15 protein-coding genes are annotated in these 19117 nt (G+C 48.1%); 8 read left to right on the forward strand and 7 right to left on the reverse strand.

Features of this window, described 5'->3' with window-relative positions:
• The first annotated feature begins 254 nt into the window (after positions 1-254).
• From C0068_RS00505 to C0068_RS00535, 7 genes are all read left to right on the forward strand, one after another.
• Positions 255-1562 carry an amidohydrolase family protein gene (locus tag C0068_RS00505; RefSeq protein ID WP_103682535.1) on the forward strand — a complete coding sequence of 436 codons (1308 nt, stop codon included), beginning with the start codon at positions 255-257 and terminating at the stop codon, positions 1560-1562.
• 106 nt (positions 1563-1668) lie between these two features.
• Positions 1669-2532, forward strand: coding sequence for an SDR family NAD(P)-dependent oxidoreductase (locus tag C0068_RS00510; protein WP_103682570.1), 864 nt, complete (start codon positions 1669-1671; stop codon positions 2530-2532).
• Positions 2533-2592: 60 nt separating this feature from the next.
• Entirely contained in the window at positions 2593-3774 is a 1182-nt protein-coding gene (locus C0068_RS00515) for a lipid-transfer protein (RefSeq protein ID WP_103682536.1), read from the forward strand.
• Positions 3775-3811: 37 nt separating this feature from the next.
• Positions 3812-4498, forward strand: a complete 687-nt coding sequence (locus tag C0068_RS00520) for an SDR family NAD(P)-dependent oxidoreductase (protein WP_103682537.1) — start codon at positions 3812-3814, stop codon at positions 4496-4498.
• Between the two features lie 33 nt (positions 4499-4531).
• Positions 4532-6112 (forward strand): GMC family oxidoreductase, encoded by a 1581-nt coding sequence (locus tag C0068_RS00525; RefSeq protein WP_103682538.1) that lies wholly within the window; start codon positions 4532-4534, stop codon positions 6110-6112.
• Positions 6113-6145: 33 nt separating this feature from the next.
• A complete protein-coding gene (locus C0068_RS00530) occupies positions 6146-8491 on the forward strand; it encodes a TonB-dependent receptor (RefSeq protein ID WP_103682539.1) in 2346 nt (781 codons plus the stop codon).
• A gap of 63 nt (positions 8492-8554) precedes the next feature.
• The gene (locus tag C0068_RS00535; RefSeq protein WP_103682540.1) at positions 8555-9259 is read left to right on the forward strand and encodes a spirocyclase AveC family protein; all 705 of its coding nucleotides are present in this window, start codon (positions 8555-8557) and stop codon (positions 9257-9259) included.
• A gap of 91 nt (positions 9260-9350) precedes the next feature.
• Here the strand turns inward: C0068_RS00535 and C0068_RS00540 are convergent, their stop codons facing one another.
• On the reverse strand, positions 9351-10955 hold the full coding sequence (locus tag C0068_RS00540) for an aldehyde dehydrogenase family protein (protein WP_103682541.1): 1605 nt from the start codon (positions 10953-10955) through the stop codon (positions 9351-9353).
• Positions 10956-11453: 498 nt separating this feature from the next.
• Here C0068_RS00540 and C0068_RS00545 point away from each other — a divergent pair, with 498 nt between their 5' ends.
• A complete protein-coding gene (locus tag C0068_RS00545) occupies positions 11454-11864 on the forward strand; it encodes a hypothetical protein (RefSeq protein WP_103682542.1) in 411 nt (136 codons plus the stop codon).
• Positions 11865-11920: 56 nt separating this feature from the next.
• On the opposite strand, the gene C0068_RS00550 is transcribed toward C0068_RS00545, so the two are convergent.
• From C0068_RS00550 to C0068_RS00575, 6 genes are all read right to left on the reverse strand, one after another.
• Positions 11921-13321, reverse strand: a complete 1401-nt coding sequence (locus C0068_RS00550; protein WP_103682543.1) for a WS/DGAT/MGAT family O-acyltransferase — start codon at positions 13319-13321, stop codon at positions 11921-11923.
• 52 nt (positions 13322-13373) lie between these two features.
• Positions 13374-14921, reverse strand: coding sequence for a DHA2 family efflux MFS transporter permease subunit (locus C0068_RS00555; protein WP_103682544.1), 1548 nt, complete (start codon positions 14919-14921; stop codon positions 13374-13376).
• 8 nt (positions 14922-14929) lie between these two features.
• Positions 14930-16099: an HlyD family secretion protein gene (locus tag C0068_RS00560; RefSeq protein WP_103682545.1), complete on the reverse strand. Its 1170-nt coding sequence runs from the start codon at positions 16097-16099 to the stop codon at positions 14930-14932.
• A 25-nt stretch (positions 16100-16124) separates the two neighbouring features.
• Complete coding sequence (locus C0068_RS00565) at positions 16125-16940, reverse strand: alpha/beta fold hydrolase (protein WP_158249883.1); 816 nt, start codon at positions 16938-16940, stop codon at positions 16125-16127.
• Positions 16941-17031: 91 nt separating this feature from the next.
• Positions 17032-17823 (reverse strand): enoyl-CoA hydratase/isomerase family protein, encoded by a 792-nt coding sequence (locus tag C0068_RS00570; RefSeq protein ID WP_103682547.1) that lies wholly within the window; start codon positions 17821-17823, stop codon positions 17032-17034.
• A 12-nt stretch (positions 17824-17835) separates the two neighbouring features.
• Positions 17836-19023, reverse strand: a complete 1188-nt coding sequence (locus C0068_RS00575) for an acetyl-CoA C-acyltransferase (RefSeq protein WP_103682548.1) — start codon at positions 19021-19023, stop codon at positions 17836-17838.
• Between the last annotated feature and the right edge of the window lie 94 nt (positions 19024-19117).

Consider the following 19117-nt stretch of genomic DNA (forward strand, 5'->3'; position numbering starts at 1 on the left):
CGGCTTGGGCACCTAAGCTTGCTGAATAGCAAGCCCATCCATCTAGCTGAAATAGCAGCGCACTAGACTAGCCGTACAAGCGCATTTGATTTACCGGCCAATAACTGACAGTATGTCAATTATTAAGACGAAGTAACACAAAAAGCTTTGACAAATTTCTGCCATATGCGCAAACTATAACTGACTACTAGTTATTTTTACAGACACCAAATAAAAGCGTTGCCAGCTCTGCTGGCCCGAAAGGAGAAGCCAGTATGAATATGAACGATATGGTCCTAATCAGTGTAGACGATCACTTGATTGAACCGCCAAATATGTTTGATCGCCACACCCCAGCAAAATTTAAAGGCCGTATGCCGCACGTTGTGCAAGGCCCGCAGGGCGAAGACATGTGGATGATCGGCAATATGCCAGTTCCAAATATTGCTCTGAACGCCGTAGCTGGTCGCCGCCCAGAGGAATACGGTTTTGAGCCCACCGGCTTTGCCCAACTCAGGAAAGGCACTTACGACGTACACGCGCGCATCGGCGATATGAACGTAAATGGACAATTAGCGGGCTTAAACTTCCCTTCTTTTGTCGGCGTAGGTGGTCAAACCCTAGAAAAAGTACAAGATCGTGAACTGGGTCTAGCCATTGTTCGTGCTTGGAACGATTGGCACATAGATGAATGGTGTGGCGCCTACCCTGGTCGCTTTATTCCGGTTGGTATCATCAGTAATTGGGATCCTATTGCCGCCGCCGAAGAAGTACGACGTATCGCCAAAAAAGGCTGCTACGCTATTTCCTTCCCACCCAACCCGTCCCTGAGCAAATTGCCTAGCTTGCACAACCCAATTTGGGATCCGCTATGGAAGGCATGTAGTGATACTGGCGTGGTTGTGTGTTTGCACATCGCCGACGCATCAAACGCCGTACCGTCAATAGAGTCGCCCGTTGATGTCATGATCGCCAATATGCCGGTCTCTCTTTATGCAACAGCGACAGACCTTACCTTCTCACCAATTTTACGTAAATTCCCCGACATTCGTTTCGCCCTGTCTGAAGGCGGCGTGGGCTGGATTCCTCACTTCTTAGAGCGTATTGACTATGTTCATGAACGCCATGTTTGGACCAACCAAGACTTTGGCGGAATGAAACCCAGTGAGCTATTCTTGAAGCACGTCTATACCTGCTTTATTGACGATAAGGTCGGCATCAAAGTTCGCCACGACGCAGGTCTATCTAAAATGACGTGGGAATGTGATTACCCGCACTCAGATTCAACATGGCCCAAAGCGCCGGAAACACTGTGGCCAAGTATTAAAGACATTCCCGATGAGGAGATCGACATGATCACTCACTTGAATGCCATGAAGGCCTTCCAGTTCGACCCCTTCAAACACATGAAGAAGGAAGACTGCACTGTCGGCGCTCTGCGCGCTCAAGCAGGTGACGTAGACCTAAGCTACACTAACACCGAGGGTAAAGGCGTACCACCTGCCGAGCACAGCGGCCCCGTTACCTTTGGTGACGTCACCGGCCAATTAACCAAAATGATTGATCTCGGTGCAAAAACATAATCAGACGTCAATTTAGTCAGTCTTAAGACCACAAGCCTGTCCGCAAATGCGCGACGGGCTTTACATTAAATTAACAACTGACACTATGTCATTTAATGGAGCAGACATGGCCCTTCTTGAACACAAAGTCGCAATTATCACTGGCGCAGGCCGAGGACTGGGCGAAGCCTATGCAAAGCTGCTTGCCGAGCATGGCGCGGCCGTAATTGTTAACGACCTAGGTAAAGACGAGACCGGACAATTTCTGGCCGAACAAGTCGCTCAAGCTATTGTTTCTAAAGGTGGTAAAGCCGCAGCAAACACCGCTGATATAGCCACTATGGCGGGCGGTGCTTCGCTACTACAAACCGCTTTAGACAATTTTGGCTCAGCAGACATTCTCATTAATAACGCGGGCATTTTACGCGACAAGAGTTTTCTAAAACTGACCGAAAGCGATTGGGACAGTGTACTTGGCGTTAATCTAAAAGGCATGTTTACCGTCACCCAACCGGTATTTGCGTGGATGAAAGAGAACGGCGGCGGCGTTATTGTCAATACCAGCTCTACCTCTGGCTTAGTCGGCAACTTTGGACAATTAAACTACGCGGCAGCCAAAGCTGGTGTATTTGGTATGTCGAATGTACTCACCATTGAAGGCGCTAAAGCAGGCATTCGGGTGTGGACACTCGCCCCCGCAGCAACCTCAGCTTTAACCGCCCCGCTAATGAACGACGAACAAAAGCAACTTCTCGACCCCGCTCACGTCGCCGAAGCCGTGCTGTATATGGTCAGCGAATTGTCAGGCGACAAAACCGGTCACTGCCTGTTTGCATCTGGCCAAAGCATTCGTGAACTAAAGTTGGTTTCTGCCGAGGGCATTCGCGGCAGAGGAGAAAATCGCGATTTAACTGCCGAGGGCATCGCCGCCGCCAGTGACGCAATTTTCCTTGATGCACCGACTATGGTGATCAACGACTTCGCGAAGTAGTTTCGCGTAGCAATGTGATTACAAATTAAATCGGCACCCATATATTTAAAGGCACACATTATGAGCAAAGCATTAATCGCCGGCGTTGGCATGGTGAAATTCACTAAACCGGGAAAAAGCGAGGAGTACGACGTACTCGGCGCCCAAGCCGCTATCGCTGCATTAAAAGATGCTGGCATTGATTACCGCGATGTTCAACAAGCCTACGCCGGTTTTGTATTTGGTGACACCTGCTCAGGCCAAACAGCGCTCTATTCCGTTGGTTTAACTGGTATTCCGGTTATCAACGTCAACAACGCCTGTGCAACAGGTTCTACCGCGCTATTTCTGGCGCGCCAAGCCGTTGAATCTGGCGCCGTTGATGTTGCTTTGGCGGTAGGCTTCGAGCAAATGCCGAGCGGCGCCTTAGCCAGCAATACTAGTGACCGCAAAGCGACCACGGCACGCCTAGATCAAGCAGTAGCCAGTATTCAAGGCTGGGACGACAAAGCCATGCAGGCCGCACAATACTTCGGCGGCGCAGGACGTGAATATATGGAAAAGTACGGCGCAAGTGCCGACTTATTTGGCCGTGTGTCTGTTAAGGCTCGCGACCACGCCCGCCGCAATCCTTTTGCCATGTTTACCGACCCACTTAGTCTTGAACAGGTAATGAGTTCACCAGCTATCTTCGGGCCACTAACACGTTTAATGTGCTGCCCACCAACCTGTGGCGGCGCAGCCGTGCTAGTAGTGTCTGACAGCTATGCTAAAAAGAAAGGTTTAAGTAATTTAATTGAAATTGCTGCGATGTCTTTAACCACAGATACAGAGGCTAGTTTCAACAGCGGCAGCATGATCAATGTTATTGGCGCTGACGCGGCCAGACGCGCCTCCACGTCGGTATACGAACAATCTGGAATTTCTCCAGAAGATGTTGATCTCGTTGAACTTCACGACTGCTTTTCGACGAATGAAATCATCAGCTATGAAGCCTTGGGCCTCTGCCCAGAAGGCGGCGCAGAAAAATTTGTGCACGATGGCGACAACACCTACGGCGGCAAAGTCGTAACCAATCCATCCGGCGGTCTACTCTCTAAAGGACACCCATTAGGAGCCACTGGCTTGGCACAAATCACCGAATTAAGCTGGCATTTACGTGGCACTGCGGGCGAACGCCAAGTGCCCAATGCCAATATTGCCCTGCAACACAATATTGGCCTCGGTGGCGCTTGCGTAGTTTCGGTATTAAAACGCGCTTAAGCACCATTCATAACTGCGAGAATTAAAGGAATTACACATGGCATTACTCGACGGGAAAGTAATTGTTGTAACTGGTGCCAAGGGCAACCTTGGCGCTGCGATGATTAGCACCGCCCTTAGTGAAGGCGCGACCGTGATTGGCCTCGACTACGCGCAAATTGATTTTCAAGCAGACAAATTTGAAGGCTTTAGTGGCGTCGACCTCACCGATGTCGAGGCGACTACGGCAGCGTTCGCCCAGATACACACCAAGTATGGCCGCGTCGACGGCCTCGCCAATATTGCCGGTGGTTTTTGCTGGCAAACCCTCGCCGACGGCGAGCCTAACAGCTGGGACAAGATGTTTCGCATCAATGTGGTCACCGCCAGCAATGCCTGCCGCGCCGCACTGCCCGCACTGATTAAAGCGGCGGGCAAAATTGTTAATATCGGTGCCGCTGGCGCGACCAAAGCGGGCGCGGGCTTTGGCCCCTACGCCGCCTCAAAAGCCGGTGTTGCAAAGCTAACTGAGTCACTGGCCGAAGAATGCAAAACACAGAATGTGTGTGTGAATGCGGTATTGCCCAGTGTCATCGACACCCCGCTCAACCGCAGCGATATGCCAGACGCCGATTTCAGTAGCTGGGTAAGCCCCCAGCAGTTATCCGATGTTTTGTGCTTTTTGTTATCAAGTAAAGCGGATTCAATCACCGGCGCATTACTCCCCGTCACCGGACGAGTCTAAAGTAATACACTAGTAAAGGAACTTATAAAAAGAATGCAAAGTTTCGATTACATCATTGTTGGCGCCGGCTCTGCAGGCAGTGCCTTAGCCTACCGCCTAAGTGCCGATCCAAAATGCTCCGTTCTTCTACTGGAGTACGGAGGCATGGACCGCGATCCGTTTATACACATACCCCGCGGTTTCGCAAAAATTTTGCTCGGCGACAAGCTTATTCACCGCTACCCTATCGACCACAAAGGTTATGAGGGAACGAATGAGGAATGGGTTAGAGGTAAAGTATTAGGCGGCTCAAGCTCAGTCAACGGCCAAGTATATATGCGCGGTTTTGCAGCGGATTACGACGCCCTCGACATACCCGGCTGGGGCTGGAAAGAGATCGGTGGCGCCATGAAAGCAATGGAAGACCACGAACTAGGAGAAGCAGAGTTTCGCGGCATCGGTGGCCCGCTAAAAATCAGCCAACATCCGACACCATCAGCAATTTGCGATGCCTTTATCCACAGTGCGGAAATACTCGGCGCACCGCGCTGCGAAGACTTAAATAGCATTACTGATCAGGGCGCTGGCTACCAACCGCGAACCATTTACAAAGGTCTTAGACAAAGTGCTGCAAAGGCCTTTTTAGGGCCAATTCGCCACCGCAAAAACCTCACTATAAAAACCCATAGCAATGTACAAAAAGTCATTATTGAAGACAAAATTGCAAAGGGTGTGCGTGTGAAAACACGCAAAGGTGAACTGGTAAATTATTTCGCAAATAAAGAAGTTATTTTAAGTGCTGGCACCGTTGCCACACCAAAACTTTTGCAACTCTCTGGTGTTGGTGATGAAGCGCTGCTGCGCTCATTGGGAATTGAAATTAAAGCTCACTCTCCTTTAGTCGGTCAAAACCTCATCGAACAACGCTGCGCGATGCCAAGGTTCGGCGTATCGCATGGCAGCTTAAATCACGACTTGCGACCACTTGGCTTGCTAAAAACCTTGTCAAAGTATATCGCGCTACGTGATGGACCTATCGCATACAGTGCCTTTGAGGTCAGCGCCCTAATCAAAACCGCAGAACACTTGCCACGCGCAAATGCTCAAATAGGTTTTACCCCAGTGTCTGTAGATCGCCACGGCACCTCAATCACCCCTGACAAAGAACCTGGGGTGTTAGCCTGCAGCTATATTCTCAAACCAAAAAGCCGTGGTTACTTACAAATTACTTCCAGCGACCCCGACGCACCAATGTATATCCAGCCTAATTATTTACAACATCCAGATGATCAAAAGGACTCTATTGATTTATTTAGATTAACCAGAAAGCTATTTAAAGCGCCGCCACTGCAGACCTACAACGTCACTGAAATGTCACCGGGGCGGCAAGTTGAAAGTGATGAAGAAATAATAAATTACTACCTAGAGATGGGCAATTCTGCATTACATGCAACCGGCACTTGCCAAATGGGTCGCGATGAAAAGTCTGTACTGAATGAAAAGCTACAGGTACGCGGAATACAAAATTTAAGAGTTGTAGACTTATCAGTTTTCCCCGAAATGACGTCCGGAAATACCAATGCGCCAGCTATGGCTATTGGATGGCGGGCGGCAGATCTAATTCTAAGTAAATAAAAATATATTATTATATAAGCAAGGTGAATTACTATGACTAACAAATATACATTTCATCATCTCCATATGAGAAATAATACCGTCGCAAGATTGCTTCCTGCAGCTATGCTCGCCATTTTCTGTCAAACATCTGCAAACGCCCAAGAAAAAGCGCCAGCAGAACGGCAAAGTCGCAACCGGATGCTAGAAGAGGTGGTGGTCACGGCCACCAAACGGGCAGAAAATTTACAGGATGTGCCGATTTCAGTAGCCGCGTTTAGCGGCGATATGCTGGCAGCAATGGGGGTTGACGACCCAACCGACCTGCAAGCCATCACCCCAGGTCTAACCTACAATTCCGCCACCGGCTTCTCTATAGTATATTTACGTGGTGTCGGCACCGACGCATTTCTTATGGCAGACCCCAGTGTCGCCACCTACATCGACGGCGTTTACTATCCCTTTTCTAGTGGTCTTGCGCAGTCATTCGGACGCGTAGAGCGAATCGAAGTCCTAAAAGGACCCCAAGGTACGCTGTTTGGCCGCAACACCACCGGTGGTGCCATAAGTATCACCACAGAAAAGCCAAATATAGAGGAGTTTTACGGTTCGATCGAAGCCAGCTACGGCAGCTTCGACACCAAAAAAGCCAGCGGGCTTATTAACATCCCCATTACCGATCACTGGGCTACTACCCTTGCTGTTTTTCATAATCTGTCTGACAACTACTACACTTTTGATTCAGACTCTATTCAACAAGGTATCCCTGAAGAAGTGGCCAAAGGCTACCGCCTAAAAACCATGCTGGCTTACGACAATTTCGATATTCTTCTCGCCGCAGTTCGTATTGACCAATCCGGTTTCAATACCGCTTTGGCGCCAAATACCAACCCATCGTCCCTCACCGCATCGCTAGGTGGCGAAAAGCAAGCACGCAACCACACCGCATCCGTAGACGCGCCAATCAATTTCGATATCGACAACGAGGTTTACTTTGCCGAGGCAAACTTCCGTCTAAACTACTTTGATAGCAAGCTAATACTTAGTAAGCAGTCCTTAAATAACCCTAAAAGCCTTACGGATTTTGACGGTACCAACGCACCAATTATAGCTTTTGGCTCACCAACATTTTCAGACGTTAAAACTGCCGAATTGCAATTTATTTCTAATGAAGACAGTTGGGGATCAAGTTGGCTTGAGTGGATAGGTGGATTCTACTACATCGATAGCGTAGCCGGCTTAGATCCGAAATTTTCACTATTTGGCGGTGAACAAGGCGACGTACTCGGCATACCCATTAGCGACGTACTAGCCCTACTTCCCGCACCACTATCGAACCTACTCAATTCCGTACCACTTACCGGCGGAGTCAACTTAGGTCTTCACGGCTTGCTCTCAACTGAATCATCCGCCGCCTTCCTGCAAACCACATTTAAACTAACGGATTGGGCAGAGTTAACACTGGGGGGACGATATCAAGAAGAAGAGCGTATCGTGCTGAAATCAAGTACACAAATACTCAGTGGAAATGACTCAGAAACAACTTTGTTTGACTGGGCCAATGACGGTGTTGGAGACACATCGGTGGAGTCCACCAACTTCTCGCCCAAGGTCGCTTTGAACTTCTATCCCAGCGATGCACTCATGATCTATTTGAGCTGGCAAGAGGGCTACAAAAGCGGAACATTCAACACTATTAATGTCACCGACGACATCGACTATGCAGAACCAGAAGATGTTGTAGCCTACGAGCTAGGCGCGAAGTATTCCAACAGCAATGGATTTACTCTTAACGGTGCCATATTCCAAACTGAAATTGAGAATATCCAAGTACAATTTTCATCGTTACTAAACGGTGGCGCAGTCACCTTTGAAAATGCCGGCGCAGCCCGCATTCGCGGCATTGATTTTGATTCAAAGATATTGGTTTTCCCCAGCTTAGTAGACGACTTGGTTTTCTCTCTAAGCGGCGCCTATCTAGACGCTATTTATACCGACTATAAAAATGGCTCCGGATTCGATGAAGAAACTGGCATATTCGTCGGTGGACAAGACTTTACCGGAAATCGCATGGTGCGCACTCCCGAATACACCGCCACGATGGCAATAAGCAAAACATTTATGTTCAAACCGGGGCCACTTGAAGTGACAGTTGATGGCTATTACAACTCTGGCTATCCCTATCAGGCGCAAAATACCTTATTTTTTGAAGAGGAATACTACTTAATTAATGCCCGCGCCAGCTTCTTGATTGAAGAATGGGATCTACGGATAACCGCCTCAGGAAAGAACCTTAATGACGCCGTCTACGCCTATTCGCAATTTCCCAATGATTTTGGTCGCCTAGAGGCACTGGCACCACCGACTAACTACAGCCTTGCGCTGCAATGGAATTTCTAATTGAGTAGATAACTCGTTGGCAAACGTGACTACGTCCGTTTGCCAAAATAAGGATAAAAATAAATGTCTACCAGCCATTTTGAACTCTTTTGGATTACTGCGGCGCTACTCTTACTTAGCTACAGCATTTACGATTCACACCGCAGCGCTAAACTAAGTCGCCACTTATTATTTTTTATCTGTGGCGGCAGCTTATTTTGGCAAGAATTTTACGCCGATTGGGGGGCATTTTTAATCTGGAATAGTGACTTCCACATGATGCCCTGGGGGAAAACCCTGTGGACTATCGAAAACAAACCCTGGTTCAACATTGCTGCCTACCCAGTCTTTATGTGGGCGGCGTTCACCTGTATTTCAGCATTTCTGAGCAGAGTAAAATGCGCTGATCGCCCCCTGCAATTACTTATTGTTTGCGCAATGGTCGCCGGGCCAACGCTATATGGTTTCAATGTCGTTACCGAGTACCTCGCCGTCGCTAAGGCTGGACTTTGGACTTACACCGACACCATCGGTCCAGCGCTGCGTACCGAAGCCGGTACTATGCCGCTACTTTACCCCGGTATTCCCTTTGCCATGTTTGCAGTTTTACTGGCTTTTTTACAGCACTACCGCAACGCCAAAGGTCAACTCCATATTGAGGAAGTTTTCAGCAAAAAGAATCTAAATGACCGGCCAATAGCAAAAGTATTTTGCTGGATTCTAGTATGGAATAGCTGCTACTGGCTTGCCCTATGCACACCACTTATTTTGATTAGGAATTTCTCGTAAATTGTTAAGAATCGATTTTATGTAAAGCATATCTAATTAAGCAAAACAGGTAGCGGCCGTATTCGGCCGCTACCCCTTCCAGTTACCATATTTAACTGTCTTTACTTTTCGACCGGCGCAAGCGCATTAGGTCTTTTAAACCGCTAAATTTATCTCCCGCTTTTCTGCTATAGACAGTGCGAATAGCCGCACTAGCGGTTTCATAACTATTGGGGTTATTGGGTAGCATACTAAATGCAAACGGAAGCCGAATCCGTTCATCTAATACTGCCTTAGCGTGACACAGCGAGCGCAATCCATCCCGCCCACCGATGCGACCAAAGCCGGACTGCTTTACTCCGCCAAAAGGTAAGTCACCAACGAAATAGGTCATTCCACCCAATTCATTTATAGAGCACATACCCGATTCTACGCGACGTGCAATCGAATTAGCCCGCGCCTTGCTACCGGAAAACACACTGTTTGAAAGTCCAAAAGGCGTGCTATTGGCAATTTCCACTGCTTCATCATCGCTATGAAAACGACATAACACCAAGACTGGCCCGAAGGTTTCTTCCTGCATTATTGGCATTGAGGGATCGACATCGGCAAGAATCGTTGGCGCATAATACTCACCCTGCTCGGTCAAAACACGCTTACCGCCAGTAACCAATCGCGCGCCTGCAGCTATCGAATCATTCACCAATTTTTCAACGAGCGCTAACTGAATAGGTGTATTCATAGCCCCCATATCCGGCCGAGCACCACCGAGCGGATTACTCTGCTGAAACGCGTTTACGGTCTCAGTCGCCAAGGATTCAAATTGTTTATAAATTTTGTCGTGAACCAATATACGCTCAGAAGCGATACAGTTTTGACCGCTGTTAAGAAAGGTTCCGGTAATAGCCGCATATAGCGCCTGATCGATATTGGCATCCTCACAGACAATAAACGCGTCCTTGCCACCAAGTTCCATCGTTACTGGAATTATGCGCTCCGCACTCGCCTCTATGACTCGGCGCCCATTACCACACGAACCGATATAAATAATGCCATCGACCGAGCGCACCAAGGCGTTGCCGGTTGCACCAAAACCTTGGACAATCTGAATAAGATCAATCGGCGCACCTGCCGCCTTCAAGGCATCGTGAAAAATCTTTACAAATTGCTGGCTAGACCAAGCCACCCACTCGCTTGGTTTCAACACGACAGCATTACCAGCGAACAATGCGGGAACCACGGGCATCATCATATTCTGAAAGGGATAATTCCACGGAATGATTCCGCCGATAACGCCTCTGGGATGGTATTCAATGCGGGCATTTTTATGCAGCATAAATCCAGATGAGACTTTCTCGTCACGAAGATAGCGCTCGCCATTTTTGACAGTCCAGCGAATTTTTTCACAGGCGGGTAGCACTTCACCCAGCAAGGCATTTTCACGAGTCTTGCCAGCATCCCTAGCCACCATCTCACAAATTTCATCGCTGTGTTCAAGAATATAATCTAGGATATTTTCAAGAACTTTGCGCCGCTGAGCAAAACTAGAGTGCTTCCATTCACTCTGCGCCTTGCGCGCCCGTGCTACAACCTCTTTAACATCATTCTCAGAATCTACTCGGACTTGACCTAGAACGGCACGCGTTGCTGGTTCAAAACAATCGATAACATCACTATTCGGATTTGGCCCAGTAATAGCGCTTAATTGAACTTCCATATTATTTCTCTTTAAATTTGAATGCCTTATTTACAAACCGGACTGCCTACTAAGCCTCAATCTTTATTACCTAAAATATAACTGATTAACCGTCATTTCTCAATCAATTACACAGTGATTTATAGATTAGAATAGGCTCGATTATCATCGTATACTCGTTGTATTTTCTTCATATAAAAACATGAAATCAGCAAACTCACCCCACAACAAGAAGAAAACATTTCTAACTTCACTTATTATATTAATAACGAATAAAAATCATTTTATATATATTCAAACATTCCGACATGCCGCGCTACAATTCTATAATCCGCCAATACAGCTCAAGATAACTGAATTCAGTTAAACTCAAATAACTTCCCAGCGCGCGCTACATCACAATTTACAAACAAGGCATTCTGGGCTTATTGATACATAATACAAAAACTGATAGTTTATTATTTATAAGTAGTTGACACCTACTCTAATAACATCTCAACTAATAATGGATAAAATAATATGAGCATTAAAAAGTTCGGCCTTGTCAGCACTACCCTGCTCGCTATTTCTATAAGCTCACATGCTCAGGTTCCTGTAATTGGCAACCTTCTGGCTGGCTTCGAAAATGGCACCCTATCTCTTGATTCGTTAGTACTTAATACCTTTCCAGTTCAATTCCTTAGCAACTCACCGCTCAGCTCTCTAAGCGCGCTTACAAGTTTGGGTAGCTCAGTATTGACCAACCCACAAACCTTATTAAACTTAGGCACCACAACTGGACTTCCTATACTTCAGGACCTTATCCCTCCGGTTGACATCCTCACCACAGATCCCACGGCGCTGCCAAACTATTTGTTAAGCGGCGGCACAATATTAGCGCCGGCTTTAGGCGCAACCTTACCCATTCCCGTACTTGTTATTCCGTTATAAATTCATCTGTGGGTAGTTTGCTACATAGCAAGCCACCCACAAATTTAAGACAACTCTTACATGGACACCGCGTCCAACAACTCCTGATAGGACTCTCGAATACATTCAGAGTAAAACGCCGGATCCGGCATAATTTTCCGACACGCAGTAACATTAACGGCCATCTCGCCGCAATAACTGCTGATGACATGAGTTAAGGATATATTCAGTAAAATCGGCCCACCGCCAAACATTTTCACCGCTTTTGCACCGGTAAAATACAAGGGAACTTGCGCACCTGGAACATTGGTAACAATGGTATTACACAGTAAATCGCGCCCCATTTTTTGAGATACCGACAACGCCGTTTTCGCCATATACGCCAGAATTTGCCCTGGCATCACCGTCGACAAACTGGCCAACTCTTTGGCACCAACTGCATTCAAATAGGCCTTGTTATCAAACATCGCGCTACAAATTGCCTGAAGCCGCTGTTGCGGGTTCTCAAGCTCAGTAAATAATTTTGTCGTCTGCGCGCTTATTTCATTCCCACCAGCGCTGCCAGCACTGCGAGTAGATACCGGCACACCGGCAACCAAGGAGCCATCGGGCAATTCATTTTTTGCAAGTAAATAGCGCCGCAGTCCTCCAGAAACAATAGCCAACGCGACGTCATTGACCGTGGCACCTTCAACCAGAGACCGAATTTTTTTAATATCACTCAATGGAAAAAAGCAGGCATCAAACACCCTATAAGGTGATGGCGTTTGATTAAAGCGCGTGTGCGGCACCCGCAGCCCCGAACTACTGCGCTTTTCGATCGACTTGCCGGCACGCAGCGCGGGAAAAATTTTGCGCAACACCTCAAAAGTATGTGTTGGGCGAGTAAGCATTTTCTTGCCCGCACGATAAAGCAATGAATATTGACCTGGCGCAGACTCAGCCTGCCATGGCGGCGCAAGCCGACCACCTGTCGATTCTGGGCTTAAATCTTGCAATACCGACAATAATTCAGCACCAGAAACACCATCCATACAGGCGTGGTGAATTTTGTAAAGTACAGCAAAGGAACCTGGCGGAAGGCCTTCGATGTTATCCAAACCTTCAATAACAATTATTTCCCACGGCGGGCGGCTCAGATCTACTCGCTGGGCGATCAAGCGTGAGATTAATATACAGAACTGGCGCCAATCTCCCGGCTTGGGTAATGCGATGTGACGCACGTGAAACTCTAAATCGAAATGCTCATCATCGACCCAATATGGATCATCCAAACTCAACGGCGGAAATATTAGTTTGCGACGAAAACTCGGCGCCAAATGCAGTCGCGACTCTATATTGTCGAGAATAGCTTTAAATCGAACTACGCCGGTTTCCGTCGAGGAAGGCTCATAAATAATCAATGGGTTTAGTTGATTTGGCGCATTAGGCGATTCGATATATAACATCAAAGCGTCAATAGGGCTTAACTGCTGCATAGAAACTCCCTCATACAATATTTGAACGATAAGGCCCAACGTTGAATCGCGTTTAGTGCACCATTACAGCATTACCTTCATTTACAAATTCGGGCTCTTTAAATAATAGACACAGCGGAGTGATAATAAAAAAGCCAAGTGCCCCCAACCAACAAACATCGCCATGGGCAATCCCCCCAGACTGGATTTTTACCATTCCAGACAGCACTTCACTTGACACGCACGACATACAGAATTCAGCAATCTGTGTAGCGCTTGCACCTAGGTTTTCAAGACTTTGGTTATTCAGCCGATCCGCCAAGAAGAAATTATGCATATCACTGCGATGGGTCCACACGGTGGCCGTAATCGCAGCGCCGGCGCTTATCCCAAAAACACGAAAAAAGCCCGACACACTGGTTCCCGATGTTAGCTGGTCTGGCCTTACCGATTTGGTAACCACATCAAACAGCAATAAATAAAATAAGGTATTTACCACTCCAAATACAGCACGTGGCCAAAACTGCTGATCAAAAGAAGCCGTATAAGGAATGCTCCCAATCCAAACTAACACCACCCCATTAAGCAATGAAAATATTGCCATGGAGCTTCGAAGGGGCATTCGATGTAAAAATGCCCCCAGCACCAACGCAGCCAGTCCACCACCTATTCCGTATCCTGCGGAAGCCAAACCCGCTTGAGTCGCACTGTAAGAAGCTACCTGTTGTAGCCACAGTGGCGTCAGAATTACCACCACACAGGTAATTACAGTGCCAATGAAAACCATCGCAACGGCTAAGCTGTAATTTCTTTCTTTAAATAGCGAAAAATCGATAATTCGATGTCGCTCAAAGCGCTCCCAAAGTAAAAAACAAACAGCGGCAACAACACCGCCCATAGCCAAATTTCGAATAAGTGCAGACTGAAACCAATCATGTTGCTGACCGTGATCCAGCATGAACTGCAGACAAGCAATACCCACAGCTAAGAACAGTAAACCAACATAGTCCACCGGCACTTTTAAAACCCGAGATTCTCGGTCCTTTAATGCGAACCAGCTCGTACCAATTGAAATTAATCCTAGCGGGACATTAATAAAAAATATCCAACGCCATGAAAAATTATCGCTAATCCACCCTCCTAAGATGGGCCCAATAACCGGCGCGCCTAATACCGTCATTGACCAAACACCAAGGGCAATACCGCGAAGTCGTTCAGGGCAATTACTCAATAATAAGGACTGCGATAAGCCGAGCAAAGGCCCAGACACCAAGCCCTGCAAGAATCGAAATACGACCAACCCCATTAGCGAACCAGCAAAGCCACACAGTGCCGACATCGCCGTAAAAAGCATGGTGGAGACAAGAAACACCCGCACCTCGCCAAAGCGACGAGTCAGCCAGCCAGTTAGCGGTTGCACAACGGCCGAACCCAATGCGTAAGCACTAATAACTAATAAACCTTCGTTAATACTAACGCCTAAACTACCCGACACCGCCGGCACCGAGGTATTCACTATCGTGATATCTAGTACCTCCATAAACACGGCCAGCGTCACACCGATGCTCATTAGTAGTAAGGGCATACCCTCTAAGGGCGGGTAAGTAGGCTCTTCAGTCATTGGCGAGCTCACCGCGCCAACTCTTCTGAAATAATTTTGTCCGCTTCCGCCTGCCCCTCTAACAATGACCAGCGCGAAGTTTCTCGCAGCTCTGGCCGATGCAATGCACTGCCGAGGGGGCTACCACTGCGGTTTGAGGTATCGACTTTTACCGCTGCAGATAAACCAATCTTTAAGGGGTAAGCTTGCAATTGCTCGGGATCTAAATCGATTCTAACTGGTAGGCGCTGCACTACTTTCACCCAATTACCCACAGCGTTTTGGGGCGGAAGCAAGGAAAATACCGCGCCTGTGCCGGCGCTAAAACCACTGATACGACCGGTATAAATATGCTCATCACCATAAATATCAGCTATTACTTCAACTGGCTGATTCACTCTTAGTGTCGCCAACTGACTCTCTTTGAAGTTCGCCTCAATCCACATTGTATTTTGCGGAATAATCTGCATCAGTGGCGTATTTGCAATCACACCCTGGCCAGGCTGGGCCGACATCATTACCACATCACCCGCAATAGGCGCGTAAATTCTAGTGCGCTGGTGCGCCAGCCACGCCTCAATGACCTTTGCACGCGCGGCGAGAACCGCTGGCGAAGCTTTAATATCTTCATGCCCCGCATACACTTGACTCGACAATGACCTTAGTTTGGCAGCGCGATGCTCAGCCTCCGCCAATTCTAAATCGACCCGAGATTGGTCAATCTGCTCCTGGGTCACTGACTTACCTAGCAATGGCTCTCGGCGCGTTAAATTCAACTCAGCCAACTTGCGACGCAACTTACTAATTTCGACCTGAACCTGATCGTAACTGGCATTGAAATTCTGCTGCTTGCTATTGCGCACCGCCTCTCGCAGCGCTGACTCAGCTAAGGCCAAAGCAATTTCAGTATCAGCATCGTCTAGACTCAGCAATAACTGTCCCGCCTCCACGCGCTGCATTTCTAAAATATTTAGCGAGGCGATTCTGCCGTGAATTTCAGAGGTAATTGCAACATGATAGCCTTCAACATATGCGTTTTTTGTCGATTCCGAAAGACTACCCACCTTAGTCCACCATATTGACCAAGCCAAATAGATGACAATTAATAACGCGGCGAAAACGCCGATAGACAACATTTGCTTGTAACGATCAGACAAACCATTTTTTTCCACAGCGTGGTTATTTTTATCTAAATTCACACCTAGCCATCCTATGCAAACTAATTCAATCTAAAATTAAACCGCGGACACATTCCGCAAGACGTTCAGGGCACTCCAACATCAGGTGATGATGGGCATCTTCAAAAACAATCAACGAGCGACAGCGCGATAACTGGGCAGTGGCTTGCGCGCGCTCAAGACTCACCACGCCACCCAAGCCAGCCAAAATAAAATCGCAAGGAATTGACAAATCCCTGAGTAATTCTTCATCGTCATCACTTGGATCTAATAGCGGCAATTTAGGATCGTAGGCCCACGACCACCCACCTTCAACCTCGCAAAGCGATGCCGCCGCCAGCGCTGTGCGCCGACGCTCAGGAATAGGCTGACGCGGGGAAGTCCGAAAACGTAAGATTGCCTCATCTTTATTAACATAAACTCGCGTATTACCAATAGCAGCGCCAGCTGGAATATCGTAATCAGGGCCAACCATAAAAAAACTGTCAACTAAAACAAGCTGTCGAATACGCTCGGGGTATTCGCGGCATAAGCCAACTGTTTGATGACCACCCCAGCTATGGGCCACAGCAACATCTACCACTAAATCGAGCGCCTGTATAACCGCAATTAAATCGCGGGTCCCCTGACGCTGGTCGTAGCTATCTCGCCACGTACTCTGCCCCATTCCAGAAAACTCAGGCACAATAATACGATAATTCCCTGCAAACGCAGTCACGACTTCGTCCCACCAATGGGCATTAGCTCGATAGCCGTGCACAAATAACATAACGGGGCTATTCGGCTGCGCAGCTAACTCAAACACATTCAAAACTGCTCCGTCAGCGGGGATGCTATGTTTCACCATCTTACTGTCGATCACACGCATAATCCTTTACCGCGACCCTACTCACAAAACAAACAGTTGTGCTTGGTTCACCAGAAGATCACTACTATCAAACACCTTTAACGCATTAAAGACCGCGAAACACAGGCTTACGCCGTTCAAAAAATGCCTCAAGTGCCTCACTAAAATTCTCACCTGCGGCGGTAGTGGCAAACGCCTCAGCCTCTGCATTTAACTGCTGTGAGAGATTATTATCATGACTTTGACGCATTAATTTTTTTATATTTGTCATCGCAGCAGGCGAACTAGCGACGATCCGCTCAGCGAGTTTTCTCGCCTCAACGTCGTGCTCTTGCTTATCGGCGAGTCTATTAATCAAACCTAAATCCGACGCCTGTTCAGCACTTAGATCGTCAGACAGCAAGGCAATCTCCAAAGCCCGACGAACACCAACTAAACGGGGCAGCGACCACGAACCGGAACAATCAGGGCTATTGCCAACTTTCGCGTAAGCCATATTAAAGACGGTACCCTGCTCCGCCACTGCAAGGTCTGCAGCCATAGCCAAGCTCATACCAGCACCCGCTACCGCACCATGCAAACAGGCAATCACTATTTGCGGCAGACTGGCCATCAAACTCACCGCTTCATGAATAGGCTCAATTAACGCGACGGCTGCGGCGTGCTTATCGCTCGCTTCTCTAAAATAATTTAGATCGCCACCGGCCATAAACACTCGGCCTTCGCCACGCAGAATAACAGCGCGAACCTCCGTGTTTTGAGCCAACTCTGCAAAAATATCCCGCAGTGCAATCGCCATTTCAACATTGATGGCATTCAGCGCTTTAGGTCGATTAAGGCGAACCTCAGCAATTGCGCCGTTAATTGTCAGTAGCGCCGGTGCGAATTCATCACTCATTGTTAATCAACCTCAGGCAAATACTTCAAACAAACCGGCAGCACCCATACCGCCGCCGACACACATCGACACGACGACATACTTCACTCCGCGGCGACGACCTTCTATTAGCGCGTGACCAACCATACGCGCGCCACTCATGCCATAGGGGTGTCCCATCGCAATAGCACCGCCATTGACATTGTATCGCGCTGGGTCAATGCCCAAGGCGTCTCGGCAGTACAGACATTGCACGGCAAAGGCTTCATTTAGTTCCCACAGACCAATGTCATCAATACTCAGCCCGTGACGGGCAAGTAATTTCGGGATCGCGTAAATTGGCCCAATACCCATTTCCTCAGGTGCATTGCCCATAACGGCCATTCCCACATAGCGACCTAAGGGTGCCAAGCCGCGACGACTGGCCTCAGCCGCTTCCATTACCACACAGGCAGAGGCGCCGTCAGACAGCTGACTCGCGTTACCCGCCGTAACGCAGCCACCCTCAATAACCGCCTGCAAAGATTCTAATCCCGCCAAGGTAGTGCTTGGCCGGCAGCCCTCATCACGATCGACTGTCACTTCACGATAGCTGACCTCACCACTGTCTTTGTCCTTGAAGGCTTGATTAACGGTGACAGGAATAATTTCCTGATCAAAGCGCCCTTCAGTCTGTGCGGCGGCCATCCGCATTTGCGACTCCAAAGCAAAAGCATCTTGCTGAGCACGACTGACCTGATATTTTTTAGCAACATATTCAGCAGTTTCCAGCATAGGCATATATGCATGCTCATGAAACGTGAGCACCGCAGGATCACGCTCTTCACGCGCCCATTTAAAATAAGGCGCATTCATGGCCGACACATTTTCTACTCCGCCAGCTACCACCACGTTCATGCCATCAACCATAACCTGCCGCGACGCAATGGCAATAGCCATCAAGCCCGACGAACACTGGCGATCAATCGTTTGCGAAGGCACTGTTACCGGCAGGCCAGCAGCCAAGGTAGAGGCCCTCGCCACATTCAAGCCTTGGGTGCCTGCAGTAAGCACACACCCCATTATGAGGTCTTCGACTTCATCGCCAAGCAAGCCCGCGCGTGTCACCGCAGCACGTATCGCCGCCGCGGCAATACTCGGTGATTTACTGTTATTAAATGCTCCTTTGTAAGCCTTGGTAATCGGAGTTCGAGCTGTTGCCACTATCACCGCTTCACGCACACTGCCTCCATAGCATTGACTGTTTAGCTATATATGAATACCATAAACTAACACATAGTCATTTATTTTAGCAATAAACCTTACAGCACAAGAT

Origin of the sequence: Zhongshania marina (assembly GCF_002915595.1) — a bacterium.
In the GTDB taxonomy this organism is placed as follows: domain Bacteria; phylum Pseudomonadota; class Gammaproteobacteria; order Pseudomonadales; family Spongiibacteraceae; genus Spongiibacter; species Spongiibacter marinus_B.